This is a genomic window from Helicobacter anatolicus, assembly GCF_021300615.1.
GTDB lineage: Bacteria > Campylobacterota > Campylobacteria > Campylobacterales > Helicobacteraceae > Helicobacter_H > Helicobacter_H anatolicus.
The window spans coordinates 11,312-31,812 of the sequence record NZ_JAJTMY010000005.1 but is presented as its reverse complement, the minus strand read 5'-3'; the positions used below and the strand labels follow the sequence as shown (position 1 = coordinate 31,812).

The following is a 20,501-nucleotide window of genomic DNA, read 5'->3' as shown; positions in this document are numbered from 1 at the left end:
CTTAATTTTGTGTATATAGTTTATTTGTGGCTTGAGGTGGGATTAAAGATTTGATGGAATACAGGTAGCAATATAGCGAACTTTTCCCTCAAAGGTAATCCCATCATCTTGTAGGGTAAAATTTAAAATTTCTTGACTAGGTGGAATACAGGTGAGCTGTTTTGGTGCTTTGTGAATAAGTTGGTGTACCACGCTAGATGCTGCCATCCCTGTTCCACATGCCAGAGTAATATCTTCCACCCCTCTTTCATAAGTTGCTACAAAAAGAGTTTGCAAATCTTTGATGTAAACGATATTAATATTAGAATCAAATTTCTCTCTAAGCTCTTTTAATTCTTGTGTTTTGAATTTGGGAAGCATGGTTTGTGAAGGGACAAAAATCACAAGATGTGGTACTCCTGTATCTACACTATAAGCAGTAGTGTTAAAGCTTGTTTGTAAATAGTGGGTTTGGATAACGCTAGGTTTTCCGAGATAAGTTTTTACAATATTGTTATCTTTTACTTCTATATTAATTGCACGTTTTCCTGCCCAAAATGTATGGGTAGAAGCTGCTAATTGATGTTTAAAAGCATAAAGTCCTACACATCTACTTGCATTACCACACATCAAAGCGCTTGATCCATCAGAATTAAAAAATAGCCACTCATAGGCATATTTTTGATGAGGTCTTAATATAATAAAGCCATCTGCACCGATTCCTAAATGTCGATCACAAAGCTTTTTGGCAATCTCATTTGGGTTTTGGTAATGACACATATGTGTGATTAAAAAATCATTTCCGCTACCAGAGTATTTCTCTAAAATCATATTTTTTCCTAAAATAAAAAATATTAAATTATTTTTTTTATTTATTTAATTTAGTATAATGCAAAGCGCAGTATTTTACAATATTGTAATTATTAACTCAAGGAAAGACAATGAAAAAAATTTTAGCTTTAACTTTAGGTGCAGCGTTTTGTTTTGCAGCTCCAGCTCCAGCGCATGGTCCTAATCATCCTCCAGCACATGGTCCTAATCACTGTGAAGCACTTCCAAAAGAGGCACTAGTATTGGTTCCAGGAAATTCTCTTATTACGGCTACTCCAGAAGAGGGAAGAAAATTGGCAATTACATTAGCACAACATACAATTCATAATATCCAACCTTGTTTAAATAAACTTAAAGAAGGTAGAGGAAAATATTCTAATAATCCAGCAGATTTAATTCAGGCGGCACAAGTAATTGCAGCGGAATTTGCAACAATTGCAGCAGCAAATAATTATTGGAAAAAATAATGTTATAATTACCTCCTATACGCAGTTGGAGGTAGTGTGAAATTCAAGCAAGTTCTTTTAATTTTTTTGTTTATCCTTTCTTTAGGAAGTATTTTTTACCTTTATAAAGATTTTCTTATAAATATTTTAATTGCGGGTCTGATTTGTATTGCAACTTTTGGAATTAAACAAAGGTTGGATTATATTTTTACTTCAAGATTCTTAAATTCTATTTTGAGTGTTTTTATTCTGACTTTGTTTTTTATTGTTCCTTTATTTTTTGTAGTACAACAGGGTGTCAAGTTTTTTTCACAATTTCAAGTTTCACAGATAATGTACTATATTGATTCTAGTAAAGAGGGATTAAGGGAATTTTTAGCAACTTTCCCTGTAGTAGAAAAAGTTTTTACAAATTTAACTCAAGATATTACTTCACAAAATATCGCAAACTGGGGATTAAAGTTGAGTTCTCATATTGGAAAGGAGAGTTTATCTCTTGTGATAGATTTGGGGTTTATTATTTTATTTTTATTTGTCTTTTTTTATTACGGTCGCAGTGTTTATATTTATATTTTAAAACTCAGCCCATTAAATGTTCGTGAAAGTCATCATATTTTTGAAGAGGTGGTTGGAGTATTAAAAATTGTACTTTTTGCTTCGATTGCAAATGTAGTTTTGCAAGGGTTATTTTTTGGAATTTTTATTTATTTTTTTAATTTTAAATATGTATTAATTTTAGGAATTTTGTATGGAATTGCAGCGCTTGTTCCTGTGGTGGGGGGAGCATTAGTATGGATTCCTCTTGTGGGATATGAATTGTTTTTAGGAAATACTTGGCAGGCGATTGGAATTGCAATTTATGCAATTGTCTTTATAGGCTTTGTAATTGATAATTTGCTAAAACCTTTGATTATTGGATTTGTAAATCATAGAATTTTGTCAAAACCTTTGAATATTAATGAAATTATTATATTTTTTGCAATTTTTGCAGGTTTTTCCACATTTGGATTTTGGGGTATTATTATTGGACCCGCTATTACAGCTTTTTTTATTGCTTTTGTTAGACTTCAAAGGAGATTGTATTAAAGATTTATTTAACTAGAATATAATAATCTTCATCTATTTATAGAGATTTATTTAAATTTGAAAGGTTAGATTATGAAAGTAAAATTTCACGGACAAGATGTTAGTTTATCAGGAAGTGTAAAACAAATCGGTGATATGGCTCCAGAGGTGACTTTGGTGGGTAAAGATTTATCAGATGTAAAAGTAGGTGGTGCACAAGGTAAATATCAAGTAATCAATATTGTACCAAGCTTGGATACTGGTGTATGCGCGGTACAAGCAAGAACTTTTAATAAAAAAGCAAGTGAAATTGCTAATGCAGTGGTTTATGTAGTTTCTATGGATTTACCTTTTGCACAAGGAAGATTCTGTTCTACAGAAGGTATTGAAAATTTAGTTGTTGCGAGTGATTTTAGAAATCGAGATTTTGCAAATGCTTATGGGTTAAGAGTTGCGGAAGGACCATTAGCAGGTGTATTGACAAGAGCAGTGATTGTTGTAGATCCACAAGGCAAGATTGTTTATCAAGAAATTTGTGAAGAAATCACAAATGAGCCTAACTATGATGCTCCATTACAAAATATTAAGTAATTAAAAATTTTTTGCTTTTTTAGATAGGGCAAGAACCAGCCCTATAGCAACACAATTGGCGAGCATTGAGCTTCCGCCATATGTGAGAAAGGGGACAGCAATTCCTTTTAGAGGGATTGCCCCTGTTACTCCGAGTGCATTAGTAAAAAATGCAATTCCCAATAGCAAGCAGATTCCTATACAAAAGAGGAAGTGTCGTTTTTCTTCCATGCGGTTAGCAATACGCAAAATATGGAGTAAAATTAATATAAATAAAATAAGGCAAATCAAAAATCCTAGAAATCCTAATTCTTCACTTAATCCTGCTAATACCATATCTGTATGTACATCGCTTAAAAAACCAAGTTTTAAGATTCCTTCACCAACTCCTTGTCCAAAGAATCCGCCATTATAGATTGCATAGCCAGCATTGTGGATTTGATAAGGTTCGGGAACATTTTCAATACGAATGAGATTTGCAAGTATATTGGGAAGATAAGCAAGAATCGTATCTTGAAAAGATCCCCACCATAATAAAATACGCCCTAAACGATGTGGATAGGATGCTATTAGGAGGGATATGCCAATTAAACCAATTCCCAAAAATCCAAAAATAAGACGCAACCTTCCACCAGACATTGCAAATAACACTACAAGAATAAGTCCTAGTACAACGGTTTGTCCAAAATCATTTTGGCGGAAAGCAAAGATAAAAACTACAGCTCCAAAGATAAAAATATAAGGGATAAGTTTTTTTAGCTGTTCAATTATGCTATCCTGCTTATTAATTTTTCTTGAGAAACTCCAAGATAAGAAAAAAATAAAACCAATTTTAAAAAACTCTACAGGAGCAATGGAAATAGGTAAAATAGGGAGTTTTATCCATCTTTTTGCACCACCTATTGCAGGGGCGATAGAATCAGGAAGGAGTAAAAGCAATATGCTAAGCATAGAAAAAAAGAAGAAAATACTAAAACCTACGCGTTCAAATGCTTTGTCCATATTAAGATAGGAAAGGCCATACATGAGAAAAATCCCAATAATTGCCACGATTGTTTCTATACCCAAGAAGCGAAATTCTCCATAACCATGATAAATTGTCGGATATGTAGAGAGCGAATAGCTCATAACTGTTCCAATAGTAATGAGGGCTACTGTATATAAAAAAAGTTTGGTATCTGCCATTAATCCTCTTGATGCTTTAGTTTCAAAATTTTATCAAAATTTTTAGTTTAACTATATAAAATAGGATAAAAGAGATAAAAAAATATAATACTTTTTTTGATAAAAAATATAAAAAATGGAATATATTTTGCTTGATAATTTATCAAGAATTTTGGGAGTATGTAATGAAAGTGAATATGATGTTTGAAACTTCAAAAGCACATCCGCTTGTGTATGAAGCATTGGATTATCGCTCATTAAGACAAGATATGATTGCAAGTAATATTGCAAATGTGGATACACCTTATTATCGTCCAAGAGATATTGATTTTGAACATTATCTCGCAAGGGAAAGTGCGAGAATTTTTGATAATCAAGCATCTTTGCAACTTGAAATGGCACAAACTTCTAGGAATCATTTGTCGGGATTGATAGAAAATAATCAAGAAGATGGTATGCCAACAAATTTTTTCCGAGATGGACACTTGGCTCGCAATGATGGAAATAGCGTTGATTTAGATGTTGAGACTAGCGAAATGGGAAAAAATAGTATTATGTATCAAGCATTGACTACGGCATTAAAAAAGCATAAGGGGATTTTCGCTTATGCAGTAGATTCTGGAAAAAATTTATAATTAGAGGTTGAAAAATGTCTTTTTTATCGAGTTTTGATATTAGTGGATATGGGTTATCTGCACAGCGTTTTAGAACAAATATCATTTCTAGTAATATTGCAAATGCCAATACAACAAGGACTGATGAGGGAGGACCTTATCGAAGACAAGAGGTTGTTTTCAGGGCATTTGATTTTAATAAGGTTTTGAACGAGAGAATTGCAAAAAATAATAATTTGGCATACGAAGACCCTCTTGATGAAGGAGAGTTTGGAAAATTACCAAAACCTGCTATAATGGGAGTGTATGTTGATAAGATTGTACGGGATGATAGAGAACCATTAATGAAATATGATCCTAGTCATCCAGATGCGAATGCCGAGGGATATGTAGCTTATCCTAATGTAAATCCTGTCGTAGAGATGGCAGATTTGGTAGAAGCAACACGTGCCTATCAAGCAAATGTGGCAGCATTCCAGAGTGTAAAAAATATGGCAAATAATGCCATTACAATGCTACAAGCATAAATAAATGAGGTATGAAAATTTATGGAAAAATTAGATACAAAAAATTTTCTTAAAATAGACTCAATAGAACAAAATAAAAATATTTCCAACACTAGCAATACTGCAAAAATCAATGGTGGTGATTTTTCTAAGCTTTTAAAAAAATCTATTGATGAGCTTAATCAGGCACAAGAAAGTTCCGATAAGGCTTTAGTGGATATGGCAACTGGTCAAGTAAAAGATTTACATCAAGCAGCTATCGCTATTGGCAAGGCAGAAACTAGCATGAAGCTAATGTTAGAGGTGAGAAATAAGGCGATTAGTGCTTATAAAGAGATTTTAAGAACACAAATCTAATATGGATGGAAAAAGCAAACAGGTTATTAAAGTCTTTTTAGTCTTTTTAGTCTTTTGTCTTGCTGCGTTATTTTTATCTTTTTTGATGATGGAAAAGATTCTTAATCCTAGTCGTACTCCATTTTGGAAGACTAAAAAAATTGAAGCAGCTGCTCGTGGATCTATTTATAGCAATGATGATTTTAATCTTGCATCTAGTCAGATTCTCTACAAAGTAAGTGTTAATACTTTTTCTATTAGTCCTGAAAAAAGAGAACTTTTTGTTAATCTTTTTTCAATTTATAGCGGAATTGACGCTCAAGAAATTGTAGCAAAGCTTAAGCAAAAAGGTTATATTGTTTTGTCTTATAATATTCCAGCAAATATTGCTACAAATTTAAAGCAGTTGGGAAGTAAGCTTTTAGCTTATGATGTTTTTAGGGAATATCAAGATAGTAGCGGTAGAATTGTACAAAAAATGGGTATTGATGTAGAAGTAAGTGGAATCAATAGAAGTTATGCTTATGTGGATGTTTTAGAGCCTATATTGGGGTATACGCAAAAAAGAGAATATAAAGGCATGACAATACCAGATGGAATCAAGGGGCTTGAAAAATATTATAATGAAGAGCTTTTTCCTCGTCAAAATGGTATAGAGAGCGGAGTAAAAGATATTCGTTCAAATATTATTCGAAATAAAGCTGCAATTTTGAAAGATCGAATTGATGGATCAGATATTTATTTACATATTAATTTGAGTTTTCAAAGAAGAGTGGAAGTCGTGCTTGATAGTTTTTATGAAAAATACCAAGTAGATGAGATTGTAGCAGGTGTGATGGACCCACAAACTGGTGCAATTTTGGCACTTGCAAGCACTAATCGTTTTGATCCTAAAAATATTATTTCACATAGTGCTCTAAATGCAGCAGTTACTGAAAAACCTTTTGAGCCCGGAAGTACGATAAAGCCTATTGTTTTTTCAATTTTATTGGACAAGAAGTTAATCAACCCTTTAGAGTCTATTGATTTGAATAAGGGATATTATCAATTAGGAAAATATACAATTAAAGATGATACTTTTCCTGCAAAGAATTCAGTTACACAAGACGTATTGATACGATCTAGTAATGTGGGCATGGTGAAATTGGCCAAAAAACTTTCAGGACAAGAATTTTATGATGGATTTAAAAGATTTGGAATTTCAGAATTTAGTGGGATAGATTTACCCTATGAGCGCAATGGAATTATTCCTAGTGCCAAAAAACTTTCAGGTGAAATTTATAAGGCTAGTGCATCTTATGGTTATGGATTAACTACTACTTTTATACAACTTTTGCGTGCTTATGGGGTGTTTTGTAATGATGGCGTTTTGGTTACTCCTCATTTAGTAAAAAAAGTTGTTAGCCCTACAGGAGAGATCTATAGACCACAATTTAAGCAACAGCAAGCTATATCTGCGCCTACAGCAAGAAAGATGCAAGAAATACTTATTAAAACCGTAGAAGAGGGAACGGGAAGAAAAGCGAGGGTAGATGGATTAGTAATAGGAGGGAAGACAGGGACTGCAAGAATTGTAAAAAAAGGTGGTGGTTATGATAATCTTTACAATGGCTCATTTTTTGGTTTTGTAAAAGGTGGTGGAAAGACTTATGTAATTGGTATTGTAGCATTTGGGACGCATGGTAAGGAAGATTATTATGGAAGCCAGACCGCGGCTCCTGTTTTTAAAGAAATTGTACAAGTGATGCAAAAACAAAATTTTTTACAAGGAAGTAAATGAAAAAAATATGTTGCATAGTATTAATAAGCGGAATCTTATTTGCGGAAAATGTTTGGGAAAATATAGTAAAGGCTTTTGATAGTGAAGATATAGCAGTCAAGGTTGTTGAAGTACAGGAGTTAAATAAAGGACTTAGCATAGCTATTGTCGAGCAAAAAAATGGCACACAATTACCAATTTTTATAACCAATGATGGAAAAAATATTATGGGGATTGGTGAGCCTTTAATTTTGAGTAGTGAAACTTATCAGGATAAGGTACGCGAGTTTTATAAAAAAACTTTAGAGCATAATCAAAAAAATACAGATATTAAGATTTTGAACAACACACCAAAAGAATCTTGGATCGCGTTACAAGGAAGAGGTAGAAAAGGAAGCATATATTTTGTTTTGGATGCAAATTGTGTTTATTGCAAGCAGGAGATGGAAAATATTGAACAAATATTGCAAGATTATAAGAGTATTTTTATTGTATTTGTAGGATTTTTGAAGCAAGATTCGATGTATCGTGCTGCTAAAATTTATAATGAAATCATAAAAATTAAAGATCAGGATAAAAAAATTATATTTCTCAAAAAGGCTTTTGGAAGCAGTTTTGCAGGTAGTGAAAAGATAGATTTGAGTTTTGTAAAAAACCATACCAGGATTATTGGGCAAACAGGAATTAGAGGTGTGCCGTATATTATCAAAAAAGATTGATGGCGACCCCTGAAAGATTTGAACTTCCGTACCTACCGAGAAAGGGTAGTATCCTTGGCCACTAGATGAAGGGGTCTAACTAAAATTGAAAATATTTAAGAGTGGCGGAGCGGACGGGGCTCGAACCCGCGACCCCCTGCGTGACAGGCAGGTATTCTAACCAGCTGAACTACCGCTCCAAAGAGGTGGTGGTCGCTACAAGACTCGAACTTGTGACATCTACCTTGTAAGGGTAGCGCTCTACCAACTGAGCTAAGCGACCAAACAATGTGAAGTAACTTAGGAGGTAAAAGTGGTGACCCCTAGGGGACTCGAACCCCTGTAGCCACCGTGAAAGGGTGGTATCCTAACCGCTAGATGAAGGGGCCACTTCTACACTTAAAATGAAACAAATGGTGACCCGTGTTGGATTCGAACCAACGGCCCATTCCTTAAAAGGGAATTGCTCTACCTACTGAGCTAACGGGTCATAAAAAAATTTCAAGTTATTACCGAGTGCTGTTCTTCAAACTAGGAAGCAGAATTATATAAATTTTTTTTCATAAAGTCAAGAAGTTTTTGAAAAAAAATTAAGGTAAAGCAAGAATTCTTGTAGAATTAGTATACAACCTTGTGTTTGTATTTGTCTTCTATCTCCATCAAGATGATATTCCATAAGCCTTTTTTCTCCATTTTTATGCTTTATACCCAGAAATATTTTTCCTACATTTTCTCCATCAGGACCAGCAAAGCCAGTAGATGCAAGTGCAAAGTCTGTATGAAATTGCTTTAGTGCGCCATTTAACATAAGTTCTAAAATTTCTTTACTCACTGCATTGAATTTTTCAATAGCAAGATTAGGGATAAATAATAGTGTATTTTTTGCTTGATTGCTATAGCTAACAATTCCACCATAAAAACATTGTGATGCATTGGGGATTTGGCTAATGCAATGACTAATTAAACCCCCAGTAAAACTTTCTGCACAACTAACCGTTTGTTTTGTTTCTATGAGTTTTTTTACAATTTTTTGAGCATTTGAAAAATTTTTTTTCATTTAGATTCCTTGTATAAGAATTTGCCAGAGATGTTGGACTTGCGTATCATTGAGAAAAATTGTGCTCTTTTGGTGAAGATATTGCAAAATTAAATCCTTGTTAAAAATATAAGGTGAGTGTATGCAATGAGTATGTGCAGGCAAAAAAGCGCGTGCAAGATGAATGTGGTCTTCAAGAGGAGAAGTGCAGATGAAGCAAAAAGAATTGGGCACTCTTCCTTCTAGATGGAGTAGCATGGCATACATTTCTAAAATTACGCGGATGGGGTTTTGATGATAGAGTTTGCTAGCACCATAATCTAAAATTTGATAATATCCTTCATCAACTTCTTCGATATCAAAAAAATGTTTATGGAGTAGTTGGAGATAATATTGCCAGATTCTTAAGCGATTCATGTCTCTTTCCCAGGGAAAATTTAATCCCGTGATATTGCGAAGTTTGGGGAGAAAAACTCCATTATATTCTACTTCAAAATCAATTTTTTTACCAAGCTGTATAATGCTATGTTTGGCACCATAAAAACGGTAGAGTTTTTTGATTTTTGTGGGCGTAAGAATAGTTGTAATAATATCTTCATTTTTTTGTGGGGTGATGTTGATAATATAGCCCTGCAAGTTTTGCCTTAAGTTTTTGTAATTATACAATAGTGGTAGATTGTTATATAGCAATTGTGTAAAAAAGCATTTTTTTAGTATTGTAAAAGTTTTATTATATTTTATATTTGTGGCTTTAAAATTATTTTGGTATATTAGAATTAAGATATATTAAATTATAAAGGAGCTAATATGTTTCATGAGCATCGTGAGGAAATCACAACACTAAAAGGGCAAAATGCGCATTTCGAAAAAATTTTTAATGAGCACAATGCATTGGATCAAAGGATACAAAATGCAGCATCTGGCATTGAGATGCTTAGTAATATTGAAATTGAGAATCTTAAAAAGCAAAAACTTCGCCTAAAAGACGAAATTTATGCCATGATTATGGAATTCAAAAAACAAAAAAGTTAGATTTTTTGATAGGGCTTTTGCCCTATCTCATAAAAGTTGTTTCCAAAACAATCAATTGCCACAATCGCAGGAAAATCTTCCACGCTTAATCTTGCCACAGCTTCTGGTCCAAGTTCTGGATAAGCTAAAACTTCATATTTTTTAATACTTTGAGAAATTAGTGCAGCAGCGCCACCTACGGCAACCATATAAACTACTTGATGTTTGATCATAGATTCTATCACTTCTTTAGAGCGGTAGCCTTTGCCAATCATTGCACTAATGCCTTGTTCAATAATTGTGGGGGTATATTTGTCCATTCTACCGCTTGTAGTAGGACCAGCGGAGCCGATAGCTTCGTTAGGTTTTGCAGGACTTGGTCCAAGATAATAGATTGTCTGATTTGTGAGATCTATTGGTAGTTTTTCTCCGCGTGCTAGGGTTTCAGTTAGAACTTTATGTGCCGCATCTCTAGCAGCAAGAATTGTGCCGCTAATAAGGACATTATCTCCTGCCTTAAGAGTTTTTACGATTTCTTTTGTAAAGGGTGCTTGAATTTTTATAGTAGCCATATTTTTCTCCTTAGATTTCTTTATGTGCATGACGTGCTGCATGGCAATTAACATTAATAGCAACAGGTAGCCCAGCAATATGTGTGGGATACCATTCTATATTAACACCAAATGCAGTGGTGATGCCGCCAAGTCCTTGTGGTCCAACCCCAGTTTGATTGGCAAGTTGTAATAATTCTTCTTCGAGTGCAGCATAATTTGGATCGGGATTTTTAGAATCAATAGCACGAATAGCAGCTTTTTTTGCTAGAATTGCTGCCATTTCCATTGTGCCTCCTATGCCTACACCAAGCACCATGGGGGGGCATGCATTAGGTCCAGCTAATTTTACTGCTTCCAAAAAAACCTTTTTTACTCCTTGGATTCCATCAGCAGGTACCAACATTTTTAAAATACTTTTATTCTCACTCCCAAAACCTTTTGCAGCTACAGTAAGATGGATTTTATCTCCTGGAATAATTTTTGTGTGAATAATTGCAGGAGTATTGTTGGTTGTATTTTTTCTTTCAAAAAGAGGATCATTTACAACAGATTTCCGTAAATATCCTTGCATATAGCCTTGTGCTACACCTTCTTGTATAGCAGATTCAAAATCTCCTCCCACAAGGTGTACATCTTGTCCGATTTCTGCAAAAACAACACACATTCCTGTATCTTGACAGATGGGCTTCATTTTTGTTTCTGCAATTTTTCCATTTTCTATAAGAGTACTAAGTATACTTTTTCCAAGAGGAGAGGTTTCGGTATTATGAGCTTTTTGAAAAGCTTTTTTGATATCTGGTGTTTGGATGCAACAAGCCTCTATGCAGAGGTTTTTTATTTCTTGAGTAATTAGGTCGCAGTGAATTTCTCTCATATCCTATCCTTTAAAAATGTTGATTTCATTCATTATAGTAATGTTTTTAAAATTTTTATCCCTTGCTATAAATATTTTAAAAAATATTATAAAATTGTAAAGATTTTTTACTTTAAGGTCTGTAATGTTTGGATTTAATATTTTTGAAATATTGGTAATTTTAGTGGTGGCAATTATTTTTTTAGGACCTGATAAATTGCCACAGCTTATTGTAGATATTGTAAAGTTTTTTAAAATGATTAAAAAAAACATCAATGATGCCAAAGAGACCTTTGATAAAGAGTTGCAAATCAGTGAAATTAAAAAAGAAGCTTTGGAATATAAAGCACAATTTGAAAATACTTTTGATAAAGTGACAAAAGAAATACAATTGCAAGATATTAATGAAATGTTTAAAGAATATAAAGAAGAAGTGCAAGAAAATATCACAGAGATTGCTCAAAATATTCAAAAAAATGAAACACAAGAAAAAAATACAGAAACTAATTCTTCTATAGTTTCTCAAGATGAAAAAGAAGAGCAGACACAAGAAGATTCTAAAGAAAGTGATAGAAAGAAAAATAACGCTACTCCTAATATAGGCAAGAAAACTAGTTTTAAACCAATAAAAGAGGGTGAGAATGTTTGAAGATTTAAAACCACACATTCAAGATTTGCGTAAAAGATTAATGATTGCTGTAGGCACCTTGATTGTTGTTTTTATTTGTTGTTTTAATTTTTGGAGGGATATTTTTGAGGTAATTAAAAAGCCGATTGAAATTGCATTTGATCATCAAGTGCAAGGAATGCTTATACAAACTGCCCCTGCTGAAGGTATTATTGTGGCATTGAAAGTAAGTTTTTTTGTTGCATTAGGATTATCAATCCCTGTGATTTTTTGGCAAATTTGGGAATTTGTTGCTCCTGGACTTTATAAACATGAAAAAAAACTTGTTTTACCTTTTGTGTTCTTTGGTAGTTTGATGTTTTTTACTGGAGTGGCATTTGCATATTTTTTAGCCTTTCCTTATGCAATTAAATATATTTTAATGTTTGGTAATGATGAGTTTACTGCTAATATTACAGCAGCAAATTATATTACCTTTTTTACACGCTTTATCTTGGGATTTGGAATTGCTTTTGAATTGCCGGTTTTGGCATATTTTTTGGCAAAAATTGATATCATTACTGACCAAACGCTAAAAAGAAATTTTAAATATGCTATTGTATTAATTTTTATTGTTGCAGCAATTGTTACCCCTCCTGATGTGTTATCCCAAATTCTTATGGCAGTGCCATTGATTGGACTTTATGGTTTATCTATTCTTATTGTTGGATTTGTAAATCCGGAGAAAAAAGCAGAAGATAAGGAAGAGGGAGAAGAGGGGTCTTGAAAGAGTTTTTACTAGAAAGCTATGATTATGATTTGCCTCAAGAATTAATTGCTACATACCCTCTTACCAATAAAGAGGATGCAAAATTATTAATTTATTATAAAGATACAGGAAGTATAGAGCATGTTTGTTTTAAAAATCTTTTTGACTTTATACCTAAAGATTATTTGATAGTTTTTAATGATACTAAAGTTATTAAAGCAAGAATTTATGGAGAAAAAAAAACAGGTGCTAAGATTGAAATTTTTTTTCATAAGGCTCTGAAAGAGGGATTTTTGGTACAGATGAGAGGTAGGGTGAGAATAGGTGATGTGATCTATTTAGCTCAAGGGTATCAAGCAAAAGTAAAGGCAATGTTTGATGGGGGGTTTAGGATTGTGGAGTTTTTTAAGGAAGAGCAAAAAATCCTTGATATTTTTTTAATGTTTGAAGAAATTGGACATATTCCTTTGCCTCCTTATATAAAAAGAGAAGATGAGAAAATAGATCTCGTAGAATATCAAAGTGTTTTTGCAAGTTATTATGGTGCTGTTGCTGCACCTACAGCTTCTCTACATTTTTCAGAATCCATGAAGTCATACGCATTGGAAAACTATCAAACGGCTTTTTTAACTTTACATGTAGGGGCAGGAACTTTTATTGGCGTGGAAGCTTCAGATATCAGAGAGCATAAAATTCATAAAGAGACATTAAAGGTTTCCAAAGAAAGTATGCAAAAAATTAAAAATTCTCAAAAAATTTTATGTGTAGGGACTACGGCTTTGCGTTCTGTGGAGTTTTTGGATTCTATTGAAGAAGATGATTTTTTTGGAGATTGTGATATTTTTTTACATTGCGGAAACCCTCCTAAAAAAGCACAGGCTTTATTGACAAATTTTCATCTTCCGAAGTCGAGCTTGATTATGCTTGTTGCTTCAATGATAGGGCTTGAGAATTGTCATAGAGTTTATCAGGAAGCTATAAGAAAAAAATATCGTTTTTATTCCTATGGAGATGGGATGTTGATTGTATGAATATTAGCTTAGAGATGAAAAAAAAATTTGATATTTATACGGAGTTTTTACTTTTTTGGAATAAAACACATAATTTAGGTGGAAATCTTGATTATCAAATTATTCAGACATATCTTTTAGATAGTATTTTTCCATTAGAATTTATTAAGCCATTTAAAAAATGTATGGATATTGGTAGTGGTGCAGGATTACCAGCTATAGCATTGGCAATTTGTAGAGAAGAAAGTCAATTTTTTCTTGTTGAGCCACGACAAAAGCGTTATGCTTTTTTACAATATATGTGTATGGAACTAGGGCTTGTTAATGTTAAAGTGTATAAAAAGCGTATTGAAGAGATGGATAAGTGTATTGTTGTGGATCTTATTACTTCAAGAGCATTGATGGCAACACAAAAACTTATTGCTTTGTCGCAGAATTTTTTAAGTGATGAGGGGTATTATTTGTTTTATAAAGGTGAAAATCTTCATCAAGAGATTGTAGATGATGTCTCAAAATACATACAAAAAGATCAGAGAATTTATTTTTATGAAAGGAAAAAGGTTTGAAGTATTTAGTTTTATTTGCATTAGTGTGTGTAGTGATTTGGTATTTTTTCGGTAGTAAAAATAAGAAAAAGACATCGCAAGAATTGGTGATGTTGGAGTGCCAAGGGTGTGGTACTTTTATAAGTAGTAATGAGGCATTTTATAAGGGGGGTAGGGTATATTGCTCCAAAAAATGCAAAAGGGAAAATCAATGATTATTGTCGGATATTATGCAATTGCTTCGGAAAAATTTAGCAAAATTAACGAGATTGAGGAAATTGAAAGAACGGAGGGGATAGTGTGGTTTGATGTTCGTGATGATAAGATGTATTCTTTATCTAGGCATTGTTTACAAAATTCTGTTTCTTATGCGGTGCGTATTGATAGTGTAAAAGATTTATTGGTGTATGCAAGTCTAGGCGCAAAGTATGTTTTGTTGCAAAAAGCTCCAGAGAGGTATCAAAAAATTGTAGAATCTTATATGTTGGATGTAAAGATCTTGTATATTATTGAAGAAATTGAAGAAATTGAAGAAATTGCTCAAATGGGTATTGATGGGGTTATTTTTGAGCAATTTCTAGAAAAAGATCGAGTGGAGGGTTGAGATTTAAAAATGTTTCATATAGACAAAATTTACTCCTAAATCATAGGGGGTGAAGGAAGGAGTGGAAGTTTTTGTAATGATATCTGTACCCCAGATAGGAATATGGGTTTTGATTTCAAATCCAAATTCTTGAAAAAACATTGTTCTAAAACCAAAATTTGCTCTAATGTCAAAAATCATATCAGGCATCACAGAATAGTTGTAAAAATCCATATTGATGCCAACCCCAGCGCCTAGTAAAAACTCTAATGCAATAGAAGAAGCGCTATAAACAGGTAATATCAAATCAAAATTAAAAGAGTGATTTGTATGAATGATTTTGTAGAATGAAGAATCTTGTGTCATTTCAAAATAACCACTATTAAAGCCATAATAATATTGAATACCAAAATATGTATGAAAATAATTAAAGCCACCAATTTCAAAATTAAAATTACCTGAATATTTTAATTCATTTTGTTTTGTGGGTATTGTGTTAAATCCTACGCCTCCACCAATGCTTAAAATTAAGGATATATCTCTTTGGTCATCATCGTCTTCTTCCTCGGCTTCTTTTTTCTCTTTTTCTAGACGTTTTTGTTCCTCTTTTTCCTGTTTTTTTCTTTCTTTTTCAAGTTTTGCTAAGCGGGCTTTCTCTTCTTTCTCTTCTTTCTCTTTTTCCTTCAGCTCTTTTGCTAAGCGTTTTTGTTCTTCTTTTTTCTGTTTTTGTGTTTCTTTTTCTGTTTGTATTGCTTCTTTTGGATTTTCTTGTTTAGATTTTAAGAGAGTATTTTGCTTTTTATTTTGTGGTAGAGTGGGTTTATTATCCTGTAATGGATTAGAAGGAGTGTGCATGTTAAGTGTAATAGCTTCTGTTTGATTTGGTGTAGGGGTGTTTGTAAATGTTTGTTGTGATCTATTTCTATTTGCAAGTTGTTGTTGTGTGGTTTGCTGATTAATATTTGGATTTGCTAAGTTGTTTCTTATTTGAACCTGTGGGGTTTGTTGGTAGTTCGGGGTAAAATTTGTTTGAGCAGTTTTATTGGAGTTTTTGATTCCATCTTGATATCCTTGGCGATATCCTTGGCGTAGAGCTTGTTGATAGCCTAGATTAAACATTTTTTGATAAGTATCATAGGTATTTTTGCTTCCATCATGATAGCCTTCTTGATAGCCTTGTTGGTAAGGATCTATATTGGTGTTTGGTGCTTGGAATTGTGAGGGATTGGTTTGGTAATTTGTTTTTATATTATTTTGTAGATTTGTGGTATTTGGCATAGAATTAGGAAAATTTCTTTGAGTTTGTTGTGTATTTATGGGTCTATTTATATTTTGTTGTGTCTGTGGATAATTGGAGCGAGTGTTATTAGTTTGTCTTGTTGGTATAGGATTATAATTTTGCTGTGCATAGGATCTTTGTGTTCTTGTATTTTCAGGTCTTGTGGCATTTGAGATTGATTGATTTGTATTGGTTGATTTTCCTTTTTGTTTTTTCTCTTCCAGTTCACGCTTTTTTGCTTCCTTTGCTTCTTTTGCCTTACGTGCTTTCTCTTCTTTTTCTTTTTGTTTTCTTTCTTTTTCTAGGCGTTTTTTCTCTTCCAGTTCACGCTTTTTTGCTTCCTTTGCTTCTTTTGCCTTACGTGCTTTCTCTTCTTTTTCTTTTTGTTTTCTTTTTTTCTCTTCTTTGGGATCAGGAGGTAGAGTTTCAAACGAAGTGTCAATTGATGCTTGTGGTTGATTGAATCCTTCTTGATACCCTCGACGATATCCTTCTTCATAGGCTTGGGACTGATTGTTTTTTTTGAGTAAAAAAACTTCATCTTGATAAAGAAAGGTATTTAGTCCATCGCTATATCCATCGCTATATCCATCGCTATATGCTGGATCGATAGTAGCTGCTTGTGTTACCAAAGCTAACAATAAAATTCCAAAAATTTTTTTAATCATTGCGCCTCTATCAAATATTAAAAAGTCTAATTGTATTTAAAAAATTACAAAAATAAAAGTTTTAAATAAGATATAATCGCCAAAATAAAAGTTTTCTTAAGGAAAAAATAATGGAATATGAGATTTATCCGATAAAAAAAGGGGTATGTGCCCCAGAAGGTTTTGTGGCTGATGGGTATAGTGCAGGGCTTAGAAAGTTGGATAGTAATGGCAATCCTAAGCTTGATATAGGGTATATTTTTATGCAGGAGCCTTGCATGGTTTATGCAACTTTTACAAAAAATAAATTTCAAGCCGCTCCTATTGTACATTTTAAAAATTATGTTCATGGTAAAAAGAGTAATTTTATTTTGATTAATACAAAGAATGCAAATGCTATGACAGGACAAAGAGGAGTGGATGATGTTTGTGAGATTATGGAAAAGTTACAAGAAAAATATCCACAGATTCAAAATCCAATTATGTGTAGCACAGGGGTTATTGGATGTTATTTGCCGAAAGAAAAGATTATTGAGAGTTTTTGCCATATAAATTTTATAAACAAAGATGAAGATTCTCATTTTCGTGCAGCTCAAGCAATTATGACGACAGATCGTTACGAAAAAGAAGTAGCTTTTGAAGTTGTTTGTCCTGATGGTAAGAGATTTAGAATCGGTGCTATGGCAAAGGGTGCAGGGATGATACAGCCATCAATGGCAACAATGTTATGTTTTATTACTACGGATGCAAAATTGCCACAAGAAAAAACGCAGACATTATTAGAAGAGTGCGTGGAAAAAACCTTTAATACTATTAGTGTAGATGGAGACATGAGTACAAATGATACAGTGATGTTATTACAAAGTGCAAAAGTAGATGATATAGACCTTGAAATTTTTAAAGAAGTTTTAATTATGGTGATGGAAAAGCTAGCAAAAGATATTGTAAGAGATGGTGAGGGGAGCACAAAGCTTGTTGGTTTTGAAGTGTGCGAGGCAAAGAATGATTTTGAGGCTATGAAGGCAGCAAAAGCGCTTAGCAATTCCCTGCTTGTAAAAACAGCAATTTTTGGGGGGGATCCAAATTGGGGGCGTATCGCTTCGACAATTGGCGCTAGTCAAATTACTTGCGATGCAAAAAAATTGCAAATTTTTATTGGTGATGTTTTAGTTTATGATAAAGGTGTAATTTTATTTGATAAAGAAAATGAAAAAAAAGCAAGTTTGCAAATGCAAAAAGAAACCTTTTTGATTCGATGTAATTTGGGCATTGGTGAGGCGAGATATTTAGCTTATGGATGTGATTTAGGTTATGAGTATGTAAAAATTAATGCGGATTACAGGAGTTAAGAAGTTTTAAATCCGCAAAATATTAAGAGCATCTTTAAGATGCTTTAAAAAATTATTGTTTTAGATTTAATAGAGTGTTGAGAACTTGATCAGAAGTTGTTACAGCTTTGGAGTTTGCTTGGAATCCTCTTTGAACAACGATTAATTGTGTGAGACTACGGCTTAAATCCACATTACTCATTTCAAGTTTTGATCCTGAAACACTACCTCTTCTTCCTGTATTTGCTGCACCTATGATAGGATCCCCAGAGTTACCACTTGTAGAGAAAACATTTTCACCAATGGCCTGTAAGCCAGCGTTGTTGGCAAAGTTAGCAAGTGCTACTTGTGCAAGTGCTACAGTTTTTCCATTGCTAAATCCACCTAATAATGAGCCATTAGAGTCAAATCGGATATCTACTAAATCTCCTGCCTGGTAGCCATTTTGGCTGATTGCGTAAGTTTCGGATTGTTTATCTACGCTGGTAAGTCCACCAAAACCACCACTTTTTCCAAATGCTAGATCAATTCTTTGTGGCGCATCTGCACCATTTTTGGGGTCAAATTGAATGATTGGTGGGTTCATTCCTGCTAAACTTCCATCAGAGTTGAATTTTACGGTTCCACCTTCAAAGATATTAGGACGAGATGGTGATGCACCATAAATTTCAGATGGTTCAGGAACAATGGCCCTAAAACTCCATTCTGCTTGATTAGTCTTGTAAAACTCAAATCGAATCATATGTTTTGTACCCAAACTATCTACAATATCTACACTTGTACTATGAATAGCATGAGTGATTTTTGCAGTGGATGCAGATACCCCACCTTCCACAAGTGCCGCAGTATTAAGTGCTCTCATTGTATCTTTAAATAAAATATTGCTTGTGACATTTTCAGAAGCATAGCTACTTACAAAAATATTGAGATTTTGCTTGATTTCATCACCATTATCTTTATTAATAATTTCAAACATACCATATTCATTTAGTTTTACAGAAACGCTTGCAGTGCTGTCTGCATAGGGTTGTGATGGATCTTTAATAAGGTTTGCATCATATTGCATTAATGCGCGTAAATCTTCTGTAGTTCTGAATTGTCCTGTTCCAGAATCAGGACTTCCTGAAGTGGTGTAGCGATATCTGAATGATGTAATATCCGCATCACCTTCTAAAAAGTTTGCAAAAGCACCAGTTCCATCCATAGTGATACGAATATTTTTTACACGCTCATCACCATCAAGATCATTTTTATTTTGTAGTCTCAACATATTATTATCAATAAAAGCCTCTACACCGGTTTGATCTTTGAGTGCATTGACAGCATTTTGTGCCGCAACTAAAGAAGAAATGCCAGTGGTTGCAGAATCGTTAGTAAAAGAAATACGAGTATCATTGATTTCAATCATGCTTTCTTCATCAGAATCTTCAATTTCATTAGTCATTTCAGCAGTTTTATAGCTTATCCAAATTCCTTGATTTTCTGTTAGGCCAAATGCATCTCCATTTTGATTAAATAATGCACCAAAATCTTCAGCTTTTTGTGTGAGAGTGGTATCAGAATCATAAATAGGATTTACACCATCAGCAGGGGTTTTTGTCGTAGAATCTAATGCAAAAGAATTCGCAATTTGCTCTGCATGTCTTCCAGCATTAAGATTTGCTCTTAATGAGATTTTACTACTTGCGCGTGCAGGCATAACCATTGCAGGGTCGATTTGAATATTTTGGATTGGTTTAGTATTGTCCACTTTAAAAAAGTCATCTTCTGTCATTTTTGAAGCATTCTTGAAATCATCTTTGAGCCATCCTTGTACGACATAACCTCCAGAGGTTACGAGATTTCCATTTGCATCAAATAAAAATTGTCCATCTCTTGTAAAATTTTGTGAAACACCTCTATCGGGACTAATAATAAAAAATCCTTCACCATTGATTGCAAGATCTGTTTTTACATCTGTATTTTGCGTATTACCTTGAGAAAAAACTTTTGTTGTACTGTTTACCCCTACTCCAAGGCCGATGGAAAAATCATTCTGCCCACCTAGTCCATTTTGATAAGGAGAAGTTGCCATAAGCTTGGTTTGTGATATCATATCAACAAATGATGCTCTAGAGTATTTAAATCCCACAGTATTGACATTTGCGATATTGTTGCTTTCTACATCAAGTGCTATTTGGTGTGCCTGCATACCACTTACACCAGACCAAAGTGATCGTAACATATTCAAATCCTTATAAAAAATTTGTAAAATAAAAGCAATAAGTGTTCCATTAGTTAATTAAATAGGTAAAATTTAAGGAAAATATTT

General features: G+C 33.3%; 24 protein-coding genes and 5 tRNA genes. 16 read left to right on the top strand and 13 right to left on the bottom strand.

The features are described 5' to 3' along the window. Positions 1-42 precede the first annotated feature (42 nt). Positions 43-810, bottom strand: coding sequence for a diaminopimelate epimerase (gene dapF, locus LW133_RS06795; protein WP_233077674.1), 768 nt, complete (start codon positions 808-810; stop codon positions 43-45). Between the two features lie 110 nt (positions 811-920). Between dapF and LW133_RS06790 the strand changes: the two genes are divergently transcribed. From LW133_RS06790 to tpx, 3 genes are all read left to right on the top strand, one after another. Next, positions 921-1,277 (top strand): hexameric tyrosine-coordinated heme protein, encoded by a 357-nt coding sequence (locus LW133_RS06790; RefSeq protein ID WP_233077672.1) that lies wholly within the window; start codon positions 921-923, stop codon positions 1,275-1,277. 36 nt (positions 1,278-1,313) lie between these two features. After that, on the top strand, positions 1,314-2,342 hold the full coding sequence (locus tag LW133_RS06785; protein WP_233077670.1) for an AI-2E family transporter: 1,029 nt from the start codon (positions 1,314-1,316) through the stop codon (positions 2,340-2,342). A gap of 69 nt (positions 2,343-2,411) precedes the next feature. Beyond that, positions 2,412-2,912 carry a thiol peroxidase gene (gene tpx, locus LW133_RS06780; protein ID WP_408610471.1) on the top strand — a complete coding sequence of 167 codons (501 nt, stop codon included), beginning with the start codon at positions 2,412-2,414 and terminating at the stop codon, positions 2,910-2,912. Here tpx and LW133_RS06775 read toward each other — a convergent pair whose 3' ends face one another. Next, positions 2,913-4,076, bottom strand: coding sequence for an FtsW/RodA/SpoVE family cell cycle protein (locus tag LW133_RS06775; protein WP_233077667.1), 1,164 nt, complete (start codon positions 4,074-4,076; stop codon positions 2,913-2,915). A gap of 164 nt (positions 4,077-4,240) precedes the next feature. Between LW133_RS06775 and flgB the strand changes: the two genes are divergently transcribed. Genes flgB through LW133_RS06750 form a run of 5 tightly spaced genes read left to right on the top strand, consistent with a single transcriptional unit; the run spans position 4,241 to position 7,989 of the window. Next, positions 4,241-4,690 (top strand): flagellar basal body rod protein FlgB, encoded by a 450-nt coding sequence (gene flgB, locus LW133_RS06770; RefSeq protein ID WP_233038245.1) that lies wholly within the window; start codon positions 4,241-4,243, stop codon positions 4,688-4,690. A 14-nt stretch (positions 4,691-4,704) separates the two neighbouring features. Further along, positions 4,705-5,196, top strand: a complete 492-nt coding sequence (flgC, locus tag LW133_RS06765; RefSeq protein WP_233038246.1) for a flagellar basal body rod protein FlgC — start codon at positions 4,705-4,707, stop codon at positions 5,194-5,196. A 21-nt stretch (positions 5,197-5,217) separates the two neighbouring features. Beyond that, entirely contained in the window at positions 5,218-5,532 is a 315-nt protein-coding gene (fliE, locus tag LW133_RS06760) for a flagellar hook-basal body complex protein FliE (RefSeq protein WP_233077666.1), read from the top strand. A gap of 1 nt (position 5,533) precedes the next feature. Beyond that, on the top strand, positions 5,534-7,291 hold the full coding sequence (locus LW133_RS06755; protein WP_233077665.1) for a peptidoglycan D,D-transpeptidase FtsI family protein: 1,758 nt from the start codon (positions 5,534-5,536) through the stop codon (positions 7,289-7,291). Continuing rightward, positions 7,288-7,989 (top strand): hypothetical protein, encoded by a 702-nt coding sequence (locus LW133_RS06750; RefSeq protein ID WP_233077664.1) that lies wholly within the window; start codon positions 7,288-7,290, stop codon positions 7,987-7,989. The genes LW133_RS06755 and LW133_RS06750 overlap by 4 nt, the downstream gene beginning before the upstream one ends. Here the strand turns inward: LW133_RS06750 and LW133_RS06745 are convergent. The 7 genes from LW133_RS06745 to recO all read right to left on the bottom strand — a co-directional run bounded on the left by LW133_RS06745 (position 7,990) and on the right by recO (position 9,640). Then, positions 7,990-8,065: transfer RNA gene (locus tag LW133_RS06745), tRNA-Glu, on the bottom strand. A gap of 26 nt (positions 8,066-8,091) precedes the next feature. Beyond that, positions 8,092-8,168, bottom strand: a tRNA-Asp gene (locus tag LW133_RS06740). Between the two features lie 7 nt (positions 8,169-8,175). Next, a tRNA-Val gene (locus LW133_RS06735) sits at positions 8,176-8,251 on the bottom strand. Between the two features lie 31 nt (positions 8,252-8,282). Beyond that, positions 8,283-8,357 (bottom strand) — tRNA-Glu (locus LW133_RS06730). Between the two features lie 25 nt (positions 8,358-8,382). Further along, a tRNA-Lys gene (locus tag LW133_RS06725) sits at positions 8,383-8,458 on the bottom strand. 78 nt (positions 8,459-8,536) lie between these two features. Beyond that, positions 8,537-9,025, bottom strand: coding sequence for a CinA family protein (locus LW133_RS06720; RefSeq protein ID WP_233077663.1), 489 nt, complete (start codon positions 9,023-9,025; stop codon positions 8,537-8,539). Beyond that, positions 9,026-9,640, bottom strand: coding sequence for a recombination protein RecO (gene recO / locus LW133_RS06715; RefSeq protein WP_233077662.1), 615 nt, complete (start codon positions 9,638-9,640; stop codon positions 9,026-9,028). 171 nt (positions 9,641-9,811) lie between these two features. Between recO and LW133_RS06710 the strand changes: the two genes are divergently transcribed. Then, the gene (locus tag LW133_RS06710) at positions 9,812-10,036 is read left to right on the top strand and encodes a YdcH family protein (protein ID WP_233077660.1); all 225 of its coding nucleotides are present in this window, start codon (positions 9,812-9,814) and stop codon (positions 10,034-10,036) included. Here the strand turns inward: LW133_RS06710 and LW133_RS06705 are convergent. Together LW133_RS06705 and LW133_RS06700 are read right to left on the bottom strand one after the other, a co-directional pair. Then, the gene (locus LW133_RS06705) at positions 10,033-10,587 is read right to left on the bottom strand and encodes a Fe-S-containing hydro-lyase (protein ID WP_233038257.1); all 555 of its coding nucleotides are present in this window, start codon (positions 10,585-10,587) and stop codon (positions 10,033-10,035) included. The two genes, LW133_RS06710 and LW133_RS06705, sit on opposite strands and share 4 nt — an antisense overlap. Positions 10,588-10,597: 10 nt before the next feature. Continuing rightward, entirely contained in the window at positions 10,598-11,443 is an 846-nt protein-coding gene (locus LW133_RS06700) for a fumarate hydratase (protein WP_233077658.1), read from the bottom strand. 124 nt (positions 11,444-11,567) lie between these two features. Here LW133_RS06700 and tatB point away from each other — a divergent pair, with 124 nt between their 5' ends. The 6 genes from tatB to LW133_RS06670 are packed head-to-tail and all read left to right on the top strand — an operon-like array spanning position 11,568 to position 14,957. Continuing rightward, positions 11,568-12,071: a Sec-independent protein translocase protein TatB gene (gene tatB / locus LW133_RS07390; RefSeq protein WP_269843765.1), complete on the top strand. Its 504-nt coding sequence runs from the start codon at positions 11,568-11,570 to the stop codon at positions 12,069-12,071. Next, on the top strand, positions 12,064-12,816 hold the full coding sequence (gene tatC / locus LW133_RS06690) for a twin-arginine translocase subunit TatC (protein ID WP_233077656.1): 753 nt from the start codon (positions 12,064-12,066) through the stop codon (positions 12,814-12,816). Before tatB ends, tatC begins: the two co-directional genes overlap by 8 nt. Further along, positions 12,813-13,829: a tRNA preQ1(34) S-adenosylmethionine ribosyltransferase-isomerase QueA gene (gene queA / locus LW133_RS06685; protein ID WP_233077655.1), complete on the top strand. Its 1,017-nt coding sequence runs from the start codon at positions 12,813-12,815 to the stop codon at positions 13,827-13,829. Before tatC ends, queA begins: the two co-directional genes overlap by 4 nt. Further along, on the top strand, positions 13,826-14,374 hold the full coding sequence (gene rsmG, locus LW133_RS06680) for a 16S rRNA (guanine(527)-N(7))-methyltransferase RsmG (protein WP_233077654.1): 549 nt from the start codon (positions 13,826-13,828) through the stop codon (positions 14,372-14,374). The genes queA and rsmG overlap by 4 nt, the downstream gene beginning before the upstream one ends. Further along, complete coding sequence (locus tag LW133_RS06675) at positions 14,371-14,568, top strand: PP0621 family protein (protein ID WP_233077652.1); 198 nt, start codon at positions 14,371-14,373, stop codon at positions 14,566-14,568. The genes rsmG and LW133_RS06675 overlap by 4 nt, the downstream gene beginning before the upstream one ends. Next, positions 14,565-14,957, top strand: coding sequence for a hypothetical protein (locus LW133_RS06670; protein ID WP_233077650.1), 393 nt, complete (start codon positions 14,565-14,567; stop codon positions 14,955-14,957). Before LW133_RS06675 ends, LW133_RS06670 begins: the two co-directional genes overlap by 4 nt. A 3-nt stretch (positions 14,958-14,960) precedes the next feature. Here the strand turns inward: LW133_RS06670 and LW133_RS06665 are convergent, their stop codons facing one another. Next, positions 14,961-16,883 carry a hypothetical protein gene (locus tag LW133_RS06665; RefSeq protein ID WP_233077648.1) on the bottom strand — a complete coding sequence of 641 codons (1,923 nt, stop codon included), beginning with the start codon at positions 16,881-16,883 and terminating at the stop codon, positions 14,961-14,963. A 110-nt stretch (positions 16,884-16,993) separates the two neighbouring features. On the opposite strand from LW133_RS06665, the gene argJ reads away from it, so the two are divergent. Next, positions 16,994-18,211 (top strand): bifunctional glutamate N-acetyltransferase/amino-acid acetyltransferase ArgJ, encoded by a 1,218-nt coding sequence (gene argJ / locus LW133_RS06660; protein WP_233077647.1) that lies wholly within the window; start codon positions 16,994-16,996, stop codon positions 18,209-18,211. Positions 18,212-18,263: 52 nt separating this feature from the next. Here the strand turns inward: argJ and flgE are convergent, their stop codons facing one another. Continuing rightward, a complete protein-coding gene (gene flgE, locus LW133_RS06655; protein WP_233077646.1) occupies positions 18,264-20,414 on the bottom strand; it encodes a flagellar hook protein FlgE in 2,151 nt (716 codons plus the stop codon). Positions 20,415-20,501: the final 87 nt, after the last annotated feature.